The sequence below is a fragment of the Synechococcus sp. KORDI-49 genome (assembly GCF_000737575.1).
Taxonomy (GTDB): domain Bacteria; phylum Cyanobacteriota; class Cyanobacteriia; order PCC-6307; family Cyanobiaceae; genus Parasynechococcus.
In genome coordinates this window covers 1496874-1515598 of the sequence record NZ_CP006270.1, presented here as the reverse complement: position 1 = coordinate 1515598, position 18725 = coordinate 1496874, and the positions used below count along the sequence as shown (strand labels likewise).

At 52.5% G+C, this 18725-nt stretch carries 6 protein-coding genes; all 6 read right to left on the bottom strand.

Annotated features, from left to right (window positions below; all coding sequences use genetic code 11):
- Positions 1-322: 322 nt before the first annotated feature.
- The 6 genes from KR49_RS07710 to KR49_RS07685 all read right to left on the bottom strand — a co-directional run bounded on the left by KR49_RS07710 (position 323) and on the right by KR49_RS07685 (position 18693).
- The gene (locus tag KR49_RS07710) at positions 323-13897 is read right to left on the bottom strand and encodes an Ig-like domain-containing protein (protein WP_043693714.1); all 13575 of its coding nucleotides are present in this window, start codon (positions 13895-13897) and stop codon (positions 323-325) included.
- 228 nt (positions 13898-14125) lie between these two features.
- Complete coding sequence (locus KR49_RS07705; protein WP_043693710.1) at positions 14126-15490, bottom strand: hypothetical protein; 1365 nt, start codon at positions 15488-15490, stop codon at positions 14126-14128.
- A gap of 79 nt (positions 15491-15569) precedes the next feature.
- Complete coding sequence (locus tag KR49_RS07700; RefSeq protein ID WP_156957159.1) at positions 15570-15773, bottom strand: hypothetical protein; 204 nt, start codon at positions 15771-15773, stop codon at positions 15570-15572.
- 127 nt (positions 15774-15900) lie between these two features.
- Positions 15901-16515, bottom strand: a complete 615-nt coding sequence (locus KR49_RS07695) for a 7-carboxy-7-deazaguanine synthase QueE (protein WP_043693704.1) — start codon at positions 16513-16515, stop codon at positions 15901-15903.
- Positions 16512-18146 (bottom strand): CTP synthase, encoded by a 1635-nt coding sequence (locus tag KR49_RS07690; protein WP_043693701.1) that lies wholly within the window; start codon positions 18144-18146, stop codon positions 16512-16514. The genes KR49_RS07695 and KR49_RS07690 overlap by 4 nt, the downstream gene beginning before the upstream one ends.
- 70 nt (positions 18147-18216) lie before the next feature.
- The gene (locus KR49_RS07685) at positions 18217-18693 is read right to left on the bottom strand and encodes a Dps family protein (protein ID WP_043693698.1); all 477 of its coding nucleotides are present in this window, start codon (positions 18691-18693) and stop codon (positions 18217-18219) included.
- Between the last annotated feature and the right edge of the window lie 32 nt (positions 18694-18725).

Below are 18725 nucleotides of genomic sequence, written 5' to 3'. Positions count from 1 at the left end.
CATATCTTAATTTCTTGTTAAGGGGCCTAGTAAATCAGTCATTGAGAAATTCGTGTGTCCGCAGGAATCTATCTATTGAATTTGATCAATGAGTCTATTGCGGATGATGTTATTTCGATTGTTTTTCAGTGCCCTTTGAGCCGCGACAACCCGTGAATGTCAGTCTGATATCTTTTCTGTGCGCTTCTGGTTTGGGCATTAATTTGTTGCATATCTGATATGAGTTCTTTCGCCCTAAATCAATAAAAAACCGCCAGCTGGTGACTGACGGTTTTGTGGGGATGTCATTAGTGCCTTATGGTGGCACTAGATGTCAGAGTTGTTATAGGAAGTCGAAGCCAGAAACAATATCAGAACTTGAATTATTCTCTTCGCCCTGGAAGTTGACTTCTATTTTTCCTAATGATCCGTCAAGTTCTTGAAGGGCTTTAAAGCCATATTTATCACCATCAACGATCAGCTTGTCACGCTTGCCAAAGTTGTCAATTGTCAGCTTTTTCTTGATGTTTTCCAGTGAGTCGATTTGTATTTTGTCTTTTTGATTGTCGTCACCCATATTGAACTCGGCCTTTTTGACCTCACCCTCAATAACCACTTCGTCTTTACCGCTTCCAAGGTCAAAGCTTGCCTTTTTAACAGTTGCATCAGCTCCAATCACAATATCGTCTCCACCGGCACCGGTATCAACTGTCGAATTTTTGATGGTCCCACTCTCAAACGTTGCCTTGTCTTTGCCTTCCTGCATGGTGAAGGTCGCGTTGTTCAGTACCTTGGATGTACTGACCAAATTTGCAGTAACGCCTTCCTCGAAAACAAATGTCGAGTTTTTGATTTTGGATCCATCAATACTGAGGTCAGGCTTGTTGGCGACAATTTCAACATCTTCAACTTTCTCAGTGGCTTTCAATGTCAGGCGACCAGTGTTGTCTTCGGCGATTTCGACCTTGTCTGCTGTTTCAGGTTTGACTGTGACTTTTGAGCCACCGGTTGTTGTCGCGACCACACCCTTGTCTGTCGCTTGAACCGCAATATCTGAGGAGGTTTTGATATTGTTGACAGCGGCTTTAGCTGCTTCGGAAGCGTTGCTGGTTGGTGCTTTGATAGCAGCACCCTGAGGCGTTGTTCCAATGGCAGGTTCACCCGCACTTGTTGTGATAGGAGGTGTTTGATTGGAAGCACTGGGTGCAGATGGAGGTGTGCTTGTCTCTGCGGGCGTGCTCGGAGTCGAGGGAGTCGTTGGTGCAGTTGGCGTAGTTGGTGTAGTTGGCGGAGTGGGAATATCATTTTCAATGATCTTAGAAATCTCAACATTATTGAATGTATTGTTCTCGTCTTTGAAACTATTGGCGAGAATTGTAATTGTTGTATCGCCGGAAACGTTGTTTGCTGATGGTGTAAATGTTCCGTATCGGATCAACTGATCTGTTGAACTTGCATCTAGCAGAGTGAGCTCTCCACCTGTAACGCTGACGTGTTCGATCTTGAAGTCGGTTGGTACACTTTGAATGAATTGAATTGCGATCTGACTTGCGTCTAAATCAACATCGTTTAGGTCGTAGTTGATTGTTATCGTAGGAGGAACAAGTGTGTTGATATTGATGATTGCTTGCGTCTGTGCGCTGTTAACGTTCCCGGTCAGGTCGTTAAATTTAAATCTAGGTACTGTGATGACGCCGGCAGTTGTGCTGTTGGCTGCTGGGGTGAAGAGTGCAGTGTAAGTAAGGTTCTCGCCGGAGAATTGGCTTATCGATCCTCCGGTAACCAAAATATCTTCAATTTCGAAATTTTGGGGTGACTCTGACTGTATAGGCTCAGAGAATGTAAAGGTGATATTAGCAGTCTCGCCAATGGTGAGTTCTTGATCGTCTGCTGTGATAGCAACTGATGGAGGCGTTGTGTCCCTGGTGTCGACCGAGAGTGTTATTGATCGTTCAGTGTTGGCGTTCCCAGCAGCATCAGTGAATTTTTCGGCTTCAACAGTCAGAACACCATCAACATTGCTGTTGAGAGTTGGAGTAAAGGTCGCGGTGTAGGAGTTGCCGCTTCCGTTAAATCCGCTCAGAGTACCACCAGCCACGATTATATCTTCGACCGCAAAGTTTGTTGAGGCCTCTGAGAGGGTGAAGCTGATGTTGGCCGTTTCACCAATGCCGAGTGAGTCGACGTTCGAGGTGATCGTTACCGTTGGAGCAGTGACATCGGTATTCACCGACATTGTGATTGATCCAGCAGTGTTGGCATTCCCAGCCGCATCAGTGAATTTGCCCGCGTCGATGCTCACGACACCATCGGCAATGCTGTTATCCGCTGGTGTGAACGTTGCGGTGTACGTGGTTCCTGTGCCGCTGAAGCTGCTGAGAGTACCGCCGCTGACGGTGACATCATCTTCGGTGAAGTCAGCTGAATCCTCTGAAAGGGTGAAGGTGATGGTGGCTCTTTCATTGGCGGCCAGTGCGTCATTGCTGGTGGTGATCGCAACTGTCGGAGCTGTGGTGTCAGGAACGACAGTGTTCACCGTCATGCTCACGGATGCATCGTCGATGCTTGCATTGTCGGCGGCATCTTTGAATGCACCTGCAGCCACGGAAACAACACCAGTTGTGGTGCTTTCGGGGTCGGGGGTGAACATGGCGGCGTAGCTTGTGCCGCTTCCAGAGAAGTTGCTGATGGAACCACCGATGGGGGTGACATCGTCAACAGTGAAGTCTGTCGAGGCTTCAGACAAGGTGAAGGTGATGGTTGCTGTATCGCCAACACCCAGTTCAGCGCTGTTTGTTGTGATCGTCACCGTTGGGGGTGTCGTATCCCTGGTGTCAACAGTCATGGAGACTGAGCTAGCACTTGTATTGGCGTTGCCGGCAGCGTCCGTGAATTTGCTTGCGTCAACGGAAATAACACCTTCTGTGGTGCTTTCGGGGTCGGGGGTGAACATTGCTTCGTAGCTTGTGCCGCTTCCAGAGAAGTTGCTGATGGAACCACCGATGGGGGTGACATCGTCAACAGTGAAGTCTGTCGAGGCTTCAGACAAGGTGAAGGTGATGGTTGCTGTATCGCCAACACCCAGTTCAGCGCTGTTTGTTGTGATCGCGATTGTGGGTGGTGTTGTGTCTGGAGCGACAGCATCACCCAGTGTCACGACACCATCGATGACATCTGTTGTGGTGAGTGGGGTGTTCGATCCGTCAACAATTCCGTTGATCGAGACTGTCTCCTTGGTTAGATCGAAATCAAATATTGCGTCAGCGGTTCCGGCTGGAATTTTGAAGACAAGACTTCCAATTCTGATCGGGTTGTCTTCAGCAACGGCTGAGGCATCCGCCACCGGAATTCCGTTAGCACTTGCGCCACCTGCAACCCTGATAACACCGGACTCTCCATTCTCTGTTGCTGAGGCCGCAAGCGTCGTGAGCAGTGGATCATGATCTCCATTCATTTCGTAGCCAGGATCAACCAGCCACCCAACCATGTTGGATCCTCTCAGCCTTGAAACGTCGTTATCCGTGGGATAGTTGTTGAGCAGCTTGGAAATCTCAACTGCTGATCCATCCTCTACGAAATTGAGTACAGCGGCGTTGTAGCCAATCTCAATCTCAAAACCACTGATGTGAGTCGGGCCTGGGTCAAGGAAAACAATGTCAACCGGGAGGGTGACCGTTTGTACCGTCTCAGCGGATTCGACTGTCGCAGATCCGATCCTGACGATTGGGTCGATGGGATTGACGCCTGCACCGGCCAGCTGGGCGATGCTATCGCTCACGTAGTCGTTCACTTGCATGAATTCAGAGTTCTCTAGACCAACTATAGTTCGTAGCCCCTGAATTGCATCGCCAACACTCAGTGAACCGTTTCCATCTGTGTCACCGATGATTGTTGGATCAGTGTAGGAATAGCCAGTAAAGCCTTCATCCAGCCCGACGATGTTGCGCAGAACGCTGATGGCATCGCCAACTTTGATTTCTCCGTCGCCATCGTTGTCGCCCATGATGGCGATCTTCATCAGAGCAGATGACCCCATGATGTCCAGCGGCGCACCTGTGTCTTTACGGCCGGATGCCTCAACTCCGAACAGCTCTTCTGATCGGAATGTACTGTTCATCGGCACGCTGGCATCGATGCGGAACAGTTCACGATCGTCTTCGATAGCGGCCAGTTCAGAGGGTCCGGACAAAGTCACGCTCAAGCGACCAACGCTCTGCTCGAGATCCGTGGTGCTGATGCTCCAGCCTGCATCGGTGAGGTCACTCGCCAGCGTGATTGTGTTGCTGCCGGCAATGGTGAGTGAACCGGGTTCAAAGTGAAGTGTGACGCTTAACTCGCGCAGATCAGTGGTGTCGGTGATGTAAACGGGGATTCCGTCTCCACCTTCAAGATTCACCTCCTGGCCAGGAGCACGGGTGAAGCTTGGCAGGTAAACCAGCCTGCTTTCATTCGTCACGGTCTGGATGGTGGTTGATTCCACCGTGTCGTCGGTGGTCAGCTGCAAGCTTCCAGCGACAGTTCCGACCAGAGCATTGCCGGTGGAGGGATCCATGGCCAGGGAGCCATCGGCATTCAGACCCTGCAGGTGACCTTTGCGGATGCGGAAGTCGTATTGACCCGGTTGGGCCATCTCAGCGGGATCACTGGGGACGAAGGACAGACGGCTGGTGACCGCATCCTTATGCACTGAACCAGCAATCTCGGTTTCAGCTCCATCGACTGTGCGAACGAGGAAGACCGATTTGCTGTTGCCAGCGACCCTCAAGCCACCGATGTTCACGGGAATGTTGAGGTTGAATCCTGCGGTTGTACCGCTCTGCTCAGCTTCTGTGGTTTCCAGCACAGCCTGACGGATCTCGAACGCGTACTGGCCCATGTTGCGGCCGAGTTCGATGTAATCAGCTTCCGTGAGGGAGCCATCGAAGCCAGGTTGTGAACCAGCTGTGTCTGTTTTGGTGTCGAGCTTCAGTTTCTGATCCGTTGCGGCACCTTCTCCGGAGAGCATGGCGACGTAATCGCCGACGGCCAGCTGAATCACCAGTTGTTCAGTGAGTCCTTGTGCAGGATGCTCCAGGCTTGCGGACGACGTCAGCTCAGTGCCATCGGCTTTGAACAGTCGGATGTCGGGATCTGCCTGCTGGGTGGAATCACCCAGGATCTTGGTGCGGAGTTCATAGGACCCTGCCTGTTCGATCCGGAAGCGGAACAGGTCGATGTCGTCGGCACCGACGAAATCACTGCGAACAGGTGCATCATCATCCAGTCCCAGCTCTGCGCGGTAGAGGGCCGCGAACGGGTGTGTGTTCTCACCGCCATCGGCCCCGATTTCGCCCTCAAAGATCAGGCCTGTTGCAGGAACCGATGGGATGTCCAGTTCCACTGCTGTATTGTCCTCACCTGTAGTGATGCCAGTGGCTTCAAGGGAGTCGGCAATCAGATCGAGATCAAACGTGCTGCCCTGCAGGGTTGAGAGGTCTGATCCGTCGTAGCTGACGGAGTTGTTCAGAAAGCCTGTGAGGGTGCTGTTGCTTCGGCCGGTGACCGCTGCAGCCAGAGATGCTGCGATGGTGTAATCGCCCGTGCTCCCATACACGGAGTGACTGAGGTTTTCTGGGTTGACGATGTCATTCCCTGAACCCCGTACGGCAAGGAAATACTCGGTGCCGGGGTTGATGCTTGCACTGAAGTGGGCGTCACGGTTTTCATCGTTGGGGTCAGTGATGCTGACGTCACCTTGATTATCATTGCCATTGACGCGCAGGTATTCAGATCCAGCATCGTTCATCGTGTAAAGATCCAGAGCCACGTCGAGTCGCTCCGTGGCAGCAACACCTTTGGCTTCAACACTCAGAATTCGTGAGTTTGTGCTTGTTGCATTGCCTTCTCCATCGCGATCGAAGAAGATCCTGAAAAAGTCAATATCTGAAGGCCCCACCAGTAGGTCGTTGGTGGTGATGTCATCCCCGATTGTTCCTGAACCTGTGAAGCTGTTGCTGCTGAGATCAATATCGGTGATTGAAGTCGCGCCGATGTAACCATCGGCATCCAGTTCTAGGCTGCTGAAATTGGGTTGATAATCAATGTGTATCTGATAACTACCTTCATTGACAGTGTTGACTGAGCGGCCGTTGATTGAGGTCGGCTCATAGTCCTGTTGACCTTCTAGTTGGGATACCCCGATGTAATACGTCTGATCTTCAAGGACTTCTACGTTGAGATGACTTCCTTTGTGATCCGCCTCGGTGCTTTCAGTGACATTGCCAGCGATGTCCTGGGCATAGCTGCTCGCCGTGTCGCTGGCAATTTCTTCTCCCCGAGAGTTGAAGACACGAAGCATAGTTGCTTTTGTCTTCTCATTGGCATCTGCTACCGCGTCGACATCAATCAGTAATCTGCCATCTGTCGTTGCGTTCAGGGTGTAAAGGTCAACGTCGTCGACGAGAAGCACATTCCTTGTAGTGCCATCCTCTCGTTTGAGATCGGTTCCGAAGGATTCGCTCAGGGAAAGACTGTTGCCGGGCGTTAATTCAATAGTGTCGGCATTGATGAGTGTTCCGTTCGGGTCAGATTGAACGTTGGTATTGACGATCACGTGCAACTGCGTAATGCCTGTAGACCCGCGGAATCGATCCGTGGCAGCAGCAGCGTCGTAGCCATCTACTGTTCCATCAGGGCTACCGTCTGGTCCGGTTGTGTCAGCAGGAACAGCCTTATATTCCTCGTTGCCGTAGCCAGAAACCGCGACGGCGTAAATTCCTGGATCAAGGTTCAGATCAAGACGTGAATAAACATCATGGCCATAATCATCATTAACAGCCAGTTCGTTGCCATAAGTTTCACTGCTTGGATCGGCATCGAATAGTCTGAGGACTGTGTCAATCTCCGCATCGTAGAAACCATCCATGTCGGCATCCATATCGAAGGCTCCAATCACCCCGACATCGGTGTTGCCATCGGCAGCACGAATGCGGAAAGACGTGTCCCTTCTGTCTTTCCCGGGGTCAAAGGCCATGTCCTGCACAGGAGTGAATTTGACGGCAAACATGTTTGCGGTCGTCGTGTTATCTGCTGTTCCATCTGCCGTGACCTGATAGGAGGAATTGACGGCTGCAAGATATGAGGTATCAAATGTACCAATGGCATCTGAGATGGCGCTACCGTCGAACAGAACGATGTCTGCCAGATCAAAGTTGCTTACGTTCTCCCGATTGAAATCAAACAGGAGGTAATGTTGTGTATTTGCCTTCAACGTGTCGACCATATTCGTTGGGCTGCTGATTGCTGCTGTGAGTGTTCCCCCATTCACCTCATAAGCTTCCACATAAGCCATGGGACTTGCTTTCGGACTGGTGAGAATCGTGATGGGTGTCTTGACACCTGCACGATCTTCGCTGGGGATTTCGAACGTGATCATGTCGACATCTTTCTGGCCGACGGTGTACCAGTTGCTGGCAGCCTCACCAGTCACTGAATAGTCAATCGGATCTGTTCCGATCCAGACGGGGACATCGAAGCCGTTTTTGAAAGAAGCTGAATTGATGATGTCGAGCGCTCCTTCACCGGTGGTTGGGTCGGCTGCGAAGCGCGCCGTTGCCAAGGTGCCATTGCGATCCTGTGCTTCGACTTCTCGGAGGGGAGCTGTGGAGATGTTGAGTACGTAGCGGCCTGTATCGGCTTCGATAGCGTTCTCTTCGCGGAGAGGGTTGTAGCCGTCGTTGTCGTAACCGCTGACGCCGAGGTAGTACTCACCATCAGCAAGTCTGGCGTTGATCTTCGATTGGAAGGGGAGTGTGCCGGAGTCGTCGTCGTAGCCGATCTGCTCGCCAAAAGCATTGAATAAGCGCAGGATTGTGTCGACGGAAGGGTTGACTACTTCACCGGCATTATTTTTCAGGAAGCTCGTTTCGATGGTGACGCGGGCCCCTTTGGCCTGCACAGGATCAGCTCCATCGACCAATTCTCCCGAGTTGTCGATGGCTGCAAAGTTGACATCAGAAGTGTCAACTACAAATTTGTACAAGTCGATGTCTTCTGGTATCCATCCACCAAACAGGGTGTCATCAGGTGCATTCCCAGTCGTCATCAGACGATCACGTCCGATCCAGTTTCCAGCAAATCCATCCGAGTTGATTACATGCGTCGCTGATGTTCCGTTCAGGGCGTTTGTTGTGATTGCCGTTGTGTCGATGGTCAGCGAGCCGAGATTGTCAGCTTCATGTTTTGTGGTGTCTTGATCCGTTCCTCGATACTCGAGGTTTGCTTCTTGCTGGTTCAAGCTCAGGTCGTAATGCACCCCTTCGGTTGACCAATCCCAACGCATGTCGGTCCAACCGTAAAAATTATCGTTCAGTGTTGATGTATTGCCGAAATAGATGTCAAAACTGACCTCGTCGTAATCGACGACTTTTCCTGCTTCACTGCCCAATCCAGATTCACCGTAGCCGATCACATCACGGGCGTAGAGACCTGCTTGCGTGTCGCCAGCCTCTCTGTTGAGAAAATCTGCATCGAAGTATTCGTCAACGCCAACGAGACCGAGCGCGGAGTCATCCAGCGGGGCATTAGCAAACACGCTATCGATAATGTAGTAACCCTCGTTGTTGGCTGTGTATTTCAACTCACGTGATTCATCCACATCAGTTGTGCCGGCATCATCTGCTCTGCCATTCTGGATGGCTTTCCAGTTTCCGTATAGATTGTTGTTCTGCTCTTGGGTGCTTAATCCAAAGGATCCCTCGTGAGCAAATCCGTAACCTTTGTAGAAGTCTCCATCACCTGCTCCAAAGTAATAAGTGAACGTGTAATAGGCGTAATCGGTTGGGTTGGTACCAACGACGTCGGCCTGAAGTTCAGGAGAGAATGCGTATTTTTCATTGTTCTGGAAGAAGTTGTAAGCTTCACCGGTTTCTGACCCGAGTCCAGCATTGCCTCCTCCCAGAGTGTGGATAGCGAATGCAGCTCGGGCATTGGCATCCAGACTGCTGTCATCAGAACTCAGTTTGGTTCCGGCCGGTGTAACAACATTGCCATCCTCGTCCAGGATGTTGTGGGATACCTGGAAGTCGTAGTAGTCATCGATCAAGACTTTGTTATCAAGTTTCTCCACCTCATTGGCATCACGCTTCAGGGTTTGTACTGAGGTGATGGTGTAAATACCATAATCACCAACCACTTGCTGGTTCAGGCTGTAAAGAGGCGTCTCATCGACGACACGGGCATAGCCATGACCTGTGTAGAGCTCCGAATCAATGGAATTAGCCTGTGTCTGCGCGCTGTCACCGCTCAGGAAACCGGGAAGTGTCGTGGTTCTTTCGACTACATCATTGATGTCAACCTGGACGTCGATGGTTTTGGTGATCTGATCACCGATGGCGCCTTCTGGAACATCATCAGAGATCTCAACTTGAAATTGAAAGTGCGGCCTTGATTCGCTTGCAAGAGTTTCATAATCAGGATCGACCTTGAAACTCAGCAAACCTGTTGATGAATTAATTGTGAAGAAATTGGCATCGCCGGTATCAGCGCCAACCAGGTTGAAGCTGAAATCTGTAGTGCCGTCGTCATCAATCGCAGTCAGTTGTCCAACAGTGCGATTGCTTCCTTCATTGATGGAGAAATTGGTTGCTGAGCTGAGTTCAAACTCCTCATTGAGGTTGACTAGTGGGATGGTGAATTGTGTGTCTGCGGTTGATCCATCTTCAGATGTCGCCCGTACAGTGACTGTGACATCGGGATTGGCTTCGAAATTCAGTGCGTCTGGAACCTGAACAGTGATGACACCTGTGTTGGGATTGATTGCGAAGGTATCCGCAGGTGCATCGCCCTCTGCCACCACAAGGCTGTAGGTCACACCGTTGTTGCTTCCATCGGCATCGGTGCTTGAGGCCTGGATCCCTGTTGCAGTGCCGGAGATGGCATTTTCGTTAAGAGAATCACCAGTGCTGTTGATATCGATCGGTGCACTGACCGGAGATTCGTTGACATCGTTAACCCTGATGGTGAGTAGCTGAGCTTTGGATGTACCCGCACCGTTGCTGGCCGTGAGCTCGACGGAATAGACGTTGTCTGTATCGGTATCGGATGGAGCTTCGAAGTCTGGTGCTGCGATAAAGCTCAGGGAACCATTGCTGGCCTCAACGCTGAACAGATTCTGATCTGCCCCTCCAGAAATACTGTAAGTGTATGGACCCTGAGATTCGGGGTCAGTGATTGCCTGACCGCCCACAAAGTCATCCGTTGTGCTAACAGTTGTGGTTCCTTCGTCTACACTTCGGCTTGCAGAACTGTTGAAGTAAGGATCGGCTTCACGCACATTTTCCACACCGATTGTGAACTGACGGCTTGTTGTTGATCCATCAGATGATTCCGCGACGACTTCAATCGTGTGGCTTTCTGCTGTTTCAAAATCAATACCAGCGCCATTCTTGACCGTGACAACTCCGGTGTTGGGATGAATGGTGAAGAGAGCATCATCTGATCCATCACTCAGCGAATAGGTGATGGTGTTGTTGGTGGCATCTTGGTCGATTGCATTTGCTGTGATGTCAACCTCTGTGCCTGCTACAGATCCTTCGGCGACGACGCCATCAAACAATCCGTTGTTGATTTCGACGGTTTCACCCTGACGATCAGCCGGCTCGAGGAATTCGACGTCGTGTTGATCAACATCAGTAATCTGAACTTGAATGTAACGCCTCTTGCTAAGTGGAATGGCCTGACCATTCGCATCGAGCTCGTTTCCCGGACCACCGCTATCTCGAACTTCAATGGTGAGATCGAAAATCCAGTTTCCGTTTTGCTTCAGTGTTTCGTGATCAGGTGGAGTGATTAGGCTTAATTCTCCGGTCGCCTCATCGATCTGGAACAGTCCTGGTGTTGTATCGGTGGCTGAGCTGTCGTCAACGATGCTGAAACTAAGAGCATTCTGATCGGCTGCATCAGGGTCGTTGGCGAGCAACGTGGTAACTGCCGTGCTGCCTTCCGGAACGAGGTAGACGTGTTTTTCTGTCGGGTCCTGATTGATCGGAGAATCAAGAAATTCTGGTCGCTCGTTGATATCGCTGACATTGATCGTAATTTCCTGAATCACACCAATTTCTGTATCTGCACCATTGATCGTGGCGACTTCGTTTGAGCGAACATTGACTTTGTAGATATTGTCTGAATTGCTATCAGCCGCTTGCTCGTAATCCGGACTTTCTTTGAAGTTCAGGACTCCAAAGGTGTTGTTGCCAATTTGTATTGGATTGATAGTGAACAATTCTTGATCATCACCTCCTACAATGGTGAAGTTCTCGTTGCTTCCGCTCAGTTGGGCAGCGAGCGTCACGTTTTCATCAACGGCATAACTTGCTTTGGTGCTGTAACGGTAGACAAACCCATATTTCTGGATATCTAAATATGCATTTTCGACGAGATCTGCTTCGTTTTGATTTGTGAATCCTGAATCAAATGTTCCGTCGCTGCCGTCCTCACCAAAAGCATCTCCTTTTTCCGATCCCAGCCCTGATGTACCAAAGCCGTACACCTGAATGGCATTTCCGTGCTCGGTATCGACGTCGTTGTACGTTGTCAGTTCAACGCGGCCGACGTCACCTTCGGCGCCATTGACGATACTGTGAATTACATACATTCCTGTTCCAGTTGTTGCTGACCCTTCTGTGTCTGTCAGTGAAACATTGGAGATTGTGACACTGTTATTCTCATCTGGTGTCAGGCCTTCTGCATAGATTGAATCTACATCTGTTGCGTATCCATAGCCTTTGTATGAATCACCGTTGCTGTATGTGTAAGTGAAGTAATAGGTGATTTTATCTCCACCATCGGTTGGTGCTACAAACATTCTTTCAACCTGCTGAACGGCTGAGTAGACATTCATCCTTTTGTAGTTCTTGAATGTCGCCGTGACATTGTTATTTTCATCATCACCATCGAACACCTGAACAGCGGTGCGATCGAGGATGTCTGCCACTTCACGGGTGGACAGAAGACGGCCTCCGAAGGTGAGTGCAGCATCCTGGAGCAGAGCAACTGCTCCAGCGACCATTGGCGAAGCCATGGATGTGCCGGCTTTCGACCCGATTCCGTTTCCAGGCACTGTGGACGGGATCATCGCTCCTGGAGCGAACAGCATGCCGTCGTAAGTGCTCAGGCGTTGGGAGAAGGCTGTAATCCGGTCGGCTCCTGTTTCGAAGTCAATGGATCCTCCACCCGTCTGAACATTTTGGAGGGAGTTGTCTTTCCACACAGCTCCGACCGCCAGGGAACTTGCAATGGCGGGAGACATCAGGTTCTCCCTCAGTTCATTGCTGAGGTGGTTTGCGAAATAACTGTTGCCTGCTGCTGAAACAACAGTTATTCCGTGCTCTTCCAGCTCTTGAATGATCTCTCTGACCTGTTGAACTGATTCATCATTTTCTGGACGGGTGGCGAAGAAACCGCCTCCCAGAGACATGTTGACGGCAATAATGTTGTGCTCTGTCCGATTCTGAAGAACCCAGCGAAGAGCTTCATTGATATCAGCGGCATTCATTCCATAGGCGTCGCCGACGCGTAATCCAAGTACATCAACACCCGTTGCAACACCAATTTCTGGATCGCTGGAGCCAACGGTTCCAGCAACGTGAGTTCCGTGCCCCACATTGTCGATGAATTCCTCGGAGGCTGCTTGTAGCTCTGCGTCGGATATTATCTTGTCATTGTTTGTGTCAAGCAGAGTTATCTGACGGGTCGTGCCATTCCCTGCACTGCCGATGAAATCGACATATCCAACAAAATTATCTTTCAGTTTGTCGTGAGTTCCCTCGACCCCTGAATCGAGAACAGCAACGCTGAAATTTTTGTAGTTATCAATGTTTTCACCGTTTACCAGAGGGCGTTCACCATCGATTTCGGAGTAACGAGGGTCGTTGCGTAGCCCCGTTAAACCGATCAGATCAAAGGCTGGGTTGTTGACCACCAGCCGTTCAGCTGGTGCGTCGTCGTTAACGATGATGGTGGAGGCACTGAACTGACCGGACTGCAGCACCGAGTTTCCGGTCGGATTGCTCAGCTCAATGCTCAGTTGCTCGTCAGACTCAAAGATGCTGTCTTGGCTGATGGACAGGGTGACGGTTTTGGCGTCACCATCTCCATCGCCGAAGCTGACCGTACCGCTGGTGGCGCTCAACAGGTCATCACTGTTGATCACACCATCACCAGTGGTTTTGATGTTCCAGTTGACGGTGGCTTGGCCGGTCAGATCGCCTGTGCGGGCGATGTTGAACGTGATAACTCCGGCTGTGTCTGCTTCGGAAACGTGTGCTGCGCTGGCCGTGACCGCGATGCTGCTCAAAGCCTGCGTGGCTGTCTCCACAACGGCGAAGCCATTGCTTGCCACTCCGCCGTAGTTGGGTGCTGTCGTCGACAGGTAGACGTTGATCGGACTCTGACCTTCGGTGAACGTCTCTGATGCCGTGAAGCGGAGATCAAACAGCTTGATACCACTGTCGCTGAGAGCCTTTTCATCTCCTGGCCAGTCCAGCTCTCCGTTCCAAGTGGTGTTGGGATCGTCGTCGAACAATTCGTTCGCGACGATGTAATTGAAGGCAATCCCTGTATCTGTTGATGCGTTTCCATCGATCTCACCCGCGTCCAGTCCTGTAAAGGTTCTACCGCTTGATTCGAGCGAGCCGCGCAGATCAGATTCACTGAATGCCGTGGGTACCTGGAATAGATCTGTTCCCAGGTCTGCGTTGTAGCCATCAAAGGTCAGGGCTGAACTGTCGAAAGTCACCACAGCTCCAACGCCAGCCAGGTTCACGCTTGCTGGATCATTGTCGACATCGTCAGACGCAACGCGATAGTACACAGGTACTAGCAGGGACTTGGAATCGTCTGCAAGAACTGGTGTTACGAGGATCGATTGCGTCTTCGACATGACTTCCTGCTGAGGATTGACACACTCACCTAAGTCTAGCCAGCATTCATCTGCTTGTCAGTTAAATCTAAGGTTTGAAATGGTGCGTTAATGCTTTTTCACTCAAGAAATATGCAAAGCAGGCTTCTATCGACCTGTAATGATCAATATCTTTTAACCAAAGTTTCACTTGCTTTCCGACTAATACCATATCAAAGCCGTTCCTTGGGTGATCCAGATCACCGAAAGTCAGATGGTTTGGATGAATGCCAATCCTTCGGTCAGGGCATTCAGGGGTTGGTTGTTGTCTCCTCCGAAGCCGCCGACTGCTTTTCCTTGCTCTAGCCAGGCCTCGGGTTGTCCGGCGTTTGTGTCGCTTCCAACCAGCATATGGTTTTCGGAGGCGAGCCCCTGAATGCCCTGAATCAGAGCATCTCCAGGAAATGTTCCCAGAAGATGGCGTAGCAGAATGTGACCTTCCAGGGACGCTGTAGTTTCTCCATCGGCATTGAAGTCTGATTGCCAATTCGTAATTTCATCCGGCTCAGTGATCACATCAGCGACTGATTCCGGCGCTGTTTCACTCAGCTGGTTGATGCCGGCGTAGCGGATCACTGTTTCTGAGGCTCGCTCCCAGCGATCTACTTGTCGTACCTCCAGTGCCTGTGCTGCTTCATTGGTGAGTGTCAGGCTGTCACTGCCGTCACTGTGTAATTCCAGCACACTGGCATGACGGTCTATCGGATTGACTTGCGTTGTCCAGTCGGATTCATTTTCCCAGCGATATTGCCAGCTTCCAGCGTTGACCAGTTGATTGATCTGAAGTTGTGTTCCATTCTGATCAAGGGCAAGGATGGGTTCCGGTGGCTTCCCAGGAGCCTGTCCAATGACAAGATCACCGCTGCGTTCCTCTCGCAAGCGTTCATTGGCGGCGTCGGCCGTGAACAGCAGGGCATTGCCGTGTCGGTCGCCGATTAGCCAGTCCTCTCCCCTGTCATCCTCCAGTCCCCAGATGGCTGCCATTGCTGTGAGGTCAGCGTCGGAATAGAAGTCAGGCCATCCTTCGTCTGGCCGGGTGTACGACATTGTCGTCTCCGATGCATCCGGATCACCGAAGCGTTCTCCGGCGACGTCCCCATCGCTGTTGTCAAAAGGGTGTTCCAGGCCCATGACATGCCCGAGTTCGTGAACGATGGCAAAGTCGAGATAATCCTGGTCATTGGCCAGCACGGGAGCATTGATGACGATTTCCCACCAGGATCGACGTCGTCCCTCGTTGCTGAGTGCCAGGCCCAGTGTTGTTCCTGATCCGCCGACTTCGATTTCAGTGTCAAAGTAAATATTGATCTGACTGCCATTGGGTGTGTTGCTTTCGACGAAATCTAGATCAAGTTGTTGATCCAATTTCTGGAAAACATTCAAGATCCAGTTGTATCGTTCATCGTCGATTGCCATGGTGGTGATCCACTGAGGCCCGACGCTGCCGCCTCCGATGTAGGTGTCGCCACTCTCGTCATGGATATAAATGCGAACAACTTCGCTGTCGTCTCCAAAGATGCGTGCACTTGCTCCTGCTAATTCAGGGCTGATCAGTTCTGCAATCGATGGAATCATGGCACTTGTGTAGTCCTTGCGCAGAGCTGCTGAACTTGATCGTTGCGACACTCATCTCGACCCTAGCCGTCTTACGGGGTCAGGTGATCGGTTCCCTGTTCTGTTTCTCCATCAGTTCGTTCAGCAGGTTGACGATGCCCTGTTGAAAGCTTGTTCCATATCCACCATCGGCGAGCGCTGCCCGTATCGAGGCTTTGGACTCTGGCTGGACAAAGAAGGTGATGGCGGATCGACCCAGGCGGCTGGCCTGTACCTGGCTCATCGGTGAGTTCGAAGCTGTCATGGTTGTTCGACCTTTCAGGGTCTGAAGCGTGACCCCAGCCTCTTGGCATTAGCAGGCTTTTTGTACCCCCATTTGGGGGGTAAAAGCATGCTTTTTTTCCCCAATTGGGGGATCGGCCTCTTTCCCGCTACCGCAGTCCCAGCCATTTATGGGTCTGCAGTCCGAGCTTCCAGCGACGCTGGCACCGCACATGCTCAATGGACAGGCGTTGACCGTCTTCGCTTTGCCAACCCGGTTGCAGCAGAAGCACGGTTCCAGGACCCGTTTCTGAGGCCATCTCCTCAGCGAAGCTGAGATCGTCCTGTTCATGGACGATCACCTTGAGCTCGTCGCAACGCTGAAGCAGTTCTGTGCGCGGAGGAGAGTGGCGTTTGGGCGAGAGTGTGATCCAGTCCGGAGAGCCGCTGAGGCGGTCGACACCGCTGGTTTCCAGGTGTGTTTCGTTGCCATGTTCCGCGAGAGCGTCTGTCAGGCGTGACAGGTCGTGGTGAAGGGGTTCTCCTCCGGTGATCACCGTGAAGGCTGCGCCATTGCGTGCGGCTTCGACGGCTTCCTGTGCAAGGGCATCGATGCTCCGTCGAGGATGGTTCTCCAGAGGCCATGAATGCTTGGTGTCACACCAGGTGCAGCCCACCTTGCATCCAGCCAGTCGGATGAAGAAGGCACTGCGTCCGCAGTGATGCCCCTCACCCTGAAGAGAGTGGAAGGTCTCCACAACGGGAAGCGAATCCGGAGGACTCATCGCTGAGTCTTCAGTGCCTCCACTGGAGATGCTGGCAGGCGTTGTTGAGCTGCCTCAATCAGGCCTCGGAACAGTGGATGGGGCCGACCAGGGCGTGAAAGGAATTCCGGGTGGTACTGGCAGGCTGTGAAGAAGGGATGTCCTTTCAGTTCGATCAGTTCCACCAGGCGACCGTCCGGTGAGGTGCCGCTCACCACGTAACCGGATTCGAGGAACAGGTTGCGGTAAGCATTGTTGAACTCATAACGATGACGATGTCTCTCGTAGACCACTTCATCGTCGTAGAGGCGATGCGCCAGGGTTTCCGGTGCAATGCGGCATGGATAAACCCCGAGACGCATGGTGCCCCCCAAGTCCACAACATCCTGCTGTTCCGGCAACAGATGGATCACCGGGTGAGGGGTGCCGGCATCGAGTTCAGCGCTCGTCGCTTCCGTGAGGCCAGCCAGGTTCCTCGCCCACTCGATCACAGCGGTCTGCATGCCGAGACAGAGACCGAGGAAAGGCACCCGTTGTTCCCTGGCCCAGCGGATGGCAGCGATCTTGCCGTCGACTCCTCGATTACCGAAGCCTCCCGGCACCACCACCGCGTCCATGCCGCGCAGCAGTGCATCGGCACCCTCACTCTCAATCTGTTCGGCACAGACCCAGTGCAGGTCCAGGGAGGCGTCCTGGGTGAGGCAGGCATGCCGCAGGGCCTCCACAACTGAGAGGTAGGCATCGTTCAGCTGGATGTACTTGCCCACCAGCGCCACCTTCACCGCCGGGCCGGGGTTGCGGAGTTTGTGCACCAGCTGAGCCCAGCCGTCCATGTCGCTGTCGTGATCGGTGAGATCCAGCACGTCGAGCACTTCGCGACAGAGCCCCTCCACCTCAAGGTTGAGAGGAACGGCATAGATGCTGTCGGCATCCAGGGATGGGATCACGGCTCGTGTGGGGACGCCGCAGAAGCCTCCGATCTTGCGCTTCATCTCCTCACCGAGTTTTCGGTCGCTGCGGCAGACGAGCACATCGGGCTGGATGCCGATGGATCGCAGCTCCTTCACCGAGTGCTGCGTGGGTTTGGTCTTCAGCTCTCCGGAGGTTCCGATGAAGGGCAGCAGTGTGACGTGGATGTAGGCAAGGTCGCGGCGCCCCACATCCCCCCGGAATTCACGGATGGCTTCGAGAAAGGGGAGCGATTCGATGTCGCCAACCGTGCCTCCGATCTCCGTGATCACCACATCGGCATTGCTGTTCGCTGCCACCCGGTGGATGCGCTCGCGGATCTCCCCTGTGATGTGGGGGATCACCTGCACCGTCCCGCCGTTGTAGTCGCCTCGTCGTTCTTTGTTGATCACCGCCTGGTAGATCGATCCCGTGGTCACGCTGTTGAGGCGTGACATGGCGGTGTCGGTGAAGCGTTCGTAATGACCAAGGTCCAGATCGGTCTCGGCGCCGTCTTCGGTGACGAACACCTCACCGTGCTGGATCGGGCTCATCGTGCCCGGATCCACATTCAGGTAGGGATCCAGCTTGAGGATCGAGACGTTGTACCCGCGGGATTTCAGCAGTCGCCCCAGGCTTGCGGCCACGATCCCCTTGCCGATGCTGGAGACGACACCACCGGTGATGAAGACGAATTTGGCCATGACCTGCCTGGCGATTCTTTACGGTAGCTTTCGTCGCCCTTGGTCTCCAGAGCCCCAGGCAACGATCCGTTCAGTCCTCTAGCAGGCTGCGCAACATCCAGGCGGTTTTTTCGTGGATCTGCAGGCGCTGCGTGAGCAGATCAGCACTGGGCTGATCGTTGGCTTCATCAGCCACTGAAAACACGCTGCGGGCCGTTCGCGCCACTGCCTCGTGACCGTCTACCAGTTCGCGCACCATCTGCATCGCTGCTGGTGTGAGGCTGGACGAATCCTCAAGCGAGGCCAAGGCGCTGAGGGTGCTGCCGAATGGTGCCGGTACTCCGAGGGCCCGAATCCGTTCTGCGATCTCGTCGAGGGCAGTCCACAGCTCCGTGTACTGCTCCATGAACATCAGATGGAGCGTGTTGAACATCGGTCCAGTGACGTTCCAGTGGAAGCCGTGCGTTTTGCCGTAAAGCACATAGGTATCGGCCAGCACCCGACTCAGACCTTCGGAAATCTGTTGACGTTGCTGGGCGCTGATGCCGATGTCGATGGAAGCGCCCATGGTTGCTGGTGTGATGACGATGGGATTGTGGA

Bases quoted from the DNA above. Each gene is read 5' to 3' on its own strand.
- KR49_RS07710 (WP_043693714.1), bottom strand. From the start codon at position 13,897: ATGTCGAAGACGCAATCGATCCTCGTAACACCAGTTCTTGCAGACGAT.
- KR49_RS07690 (WP_043693701.1), bottom strand. From the start codon at position 18,146: ATGGCCAAATTCGTCTTCATCACCGGTGGTGTCGTCTCCAGCATCGGC.
- KR49_RS07685 (WP_043693698.1), bottom strand. From the start codon at position 18,693: ATGGGCGCTTCCATCGACATCGGCATCAGCGCCCAGCAACGTCAACAG.
- KR49_RS07695 (WP_043693704.1), bottom strand. From the start codon at position 16,515: ATGAGTCCTCCGGATTCGCTTCCCGTTGTGGAGACCTTCCACTCTCTT.
- KR49_RS07700 (WP_156957159.1), bottom strand. From the start codon at position 15,773: ATGACAGCTTCGAACTCACCGATGAGCCAGGTACAGGCCAGCCGCCTG.
- KR49_RS07705 (WP_043693710.1), bottom strand. From the start codon at position 15,490: ATGATTCCATCGATTGCAGAACTGATCAGCCCTGAATTAGCAGGAGCA.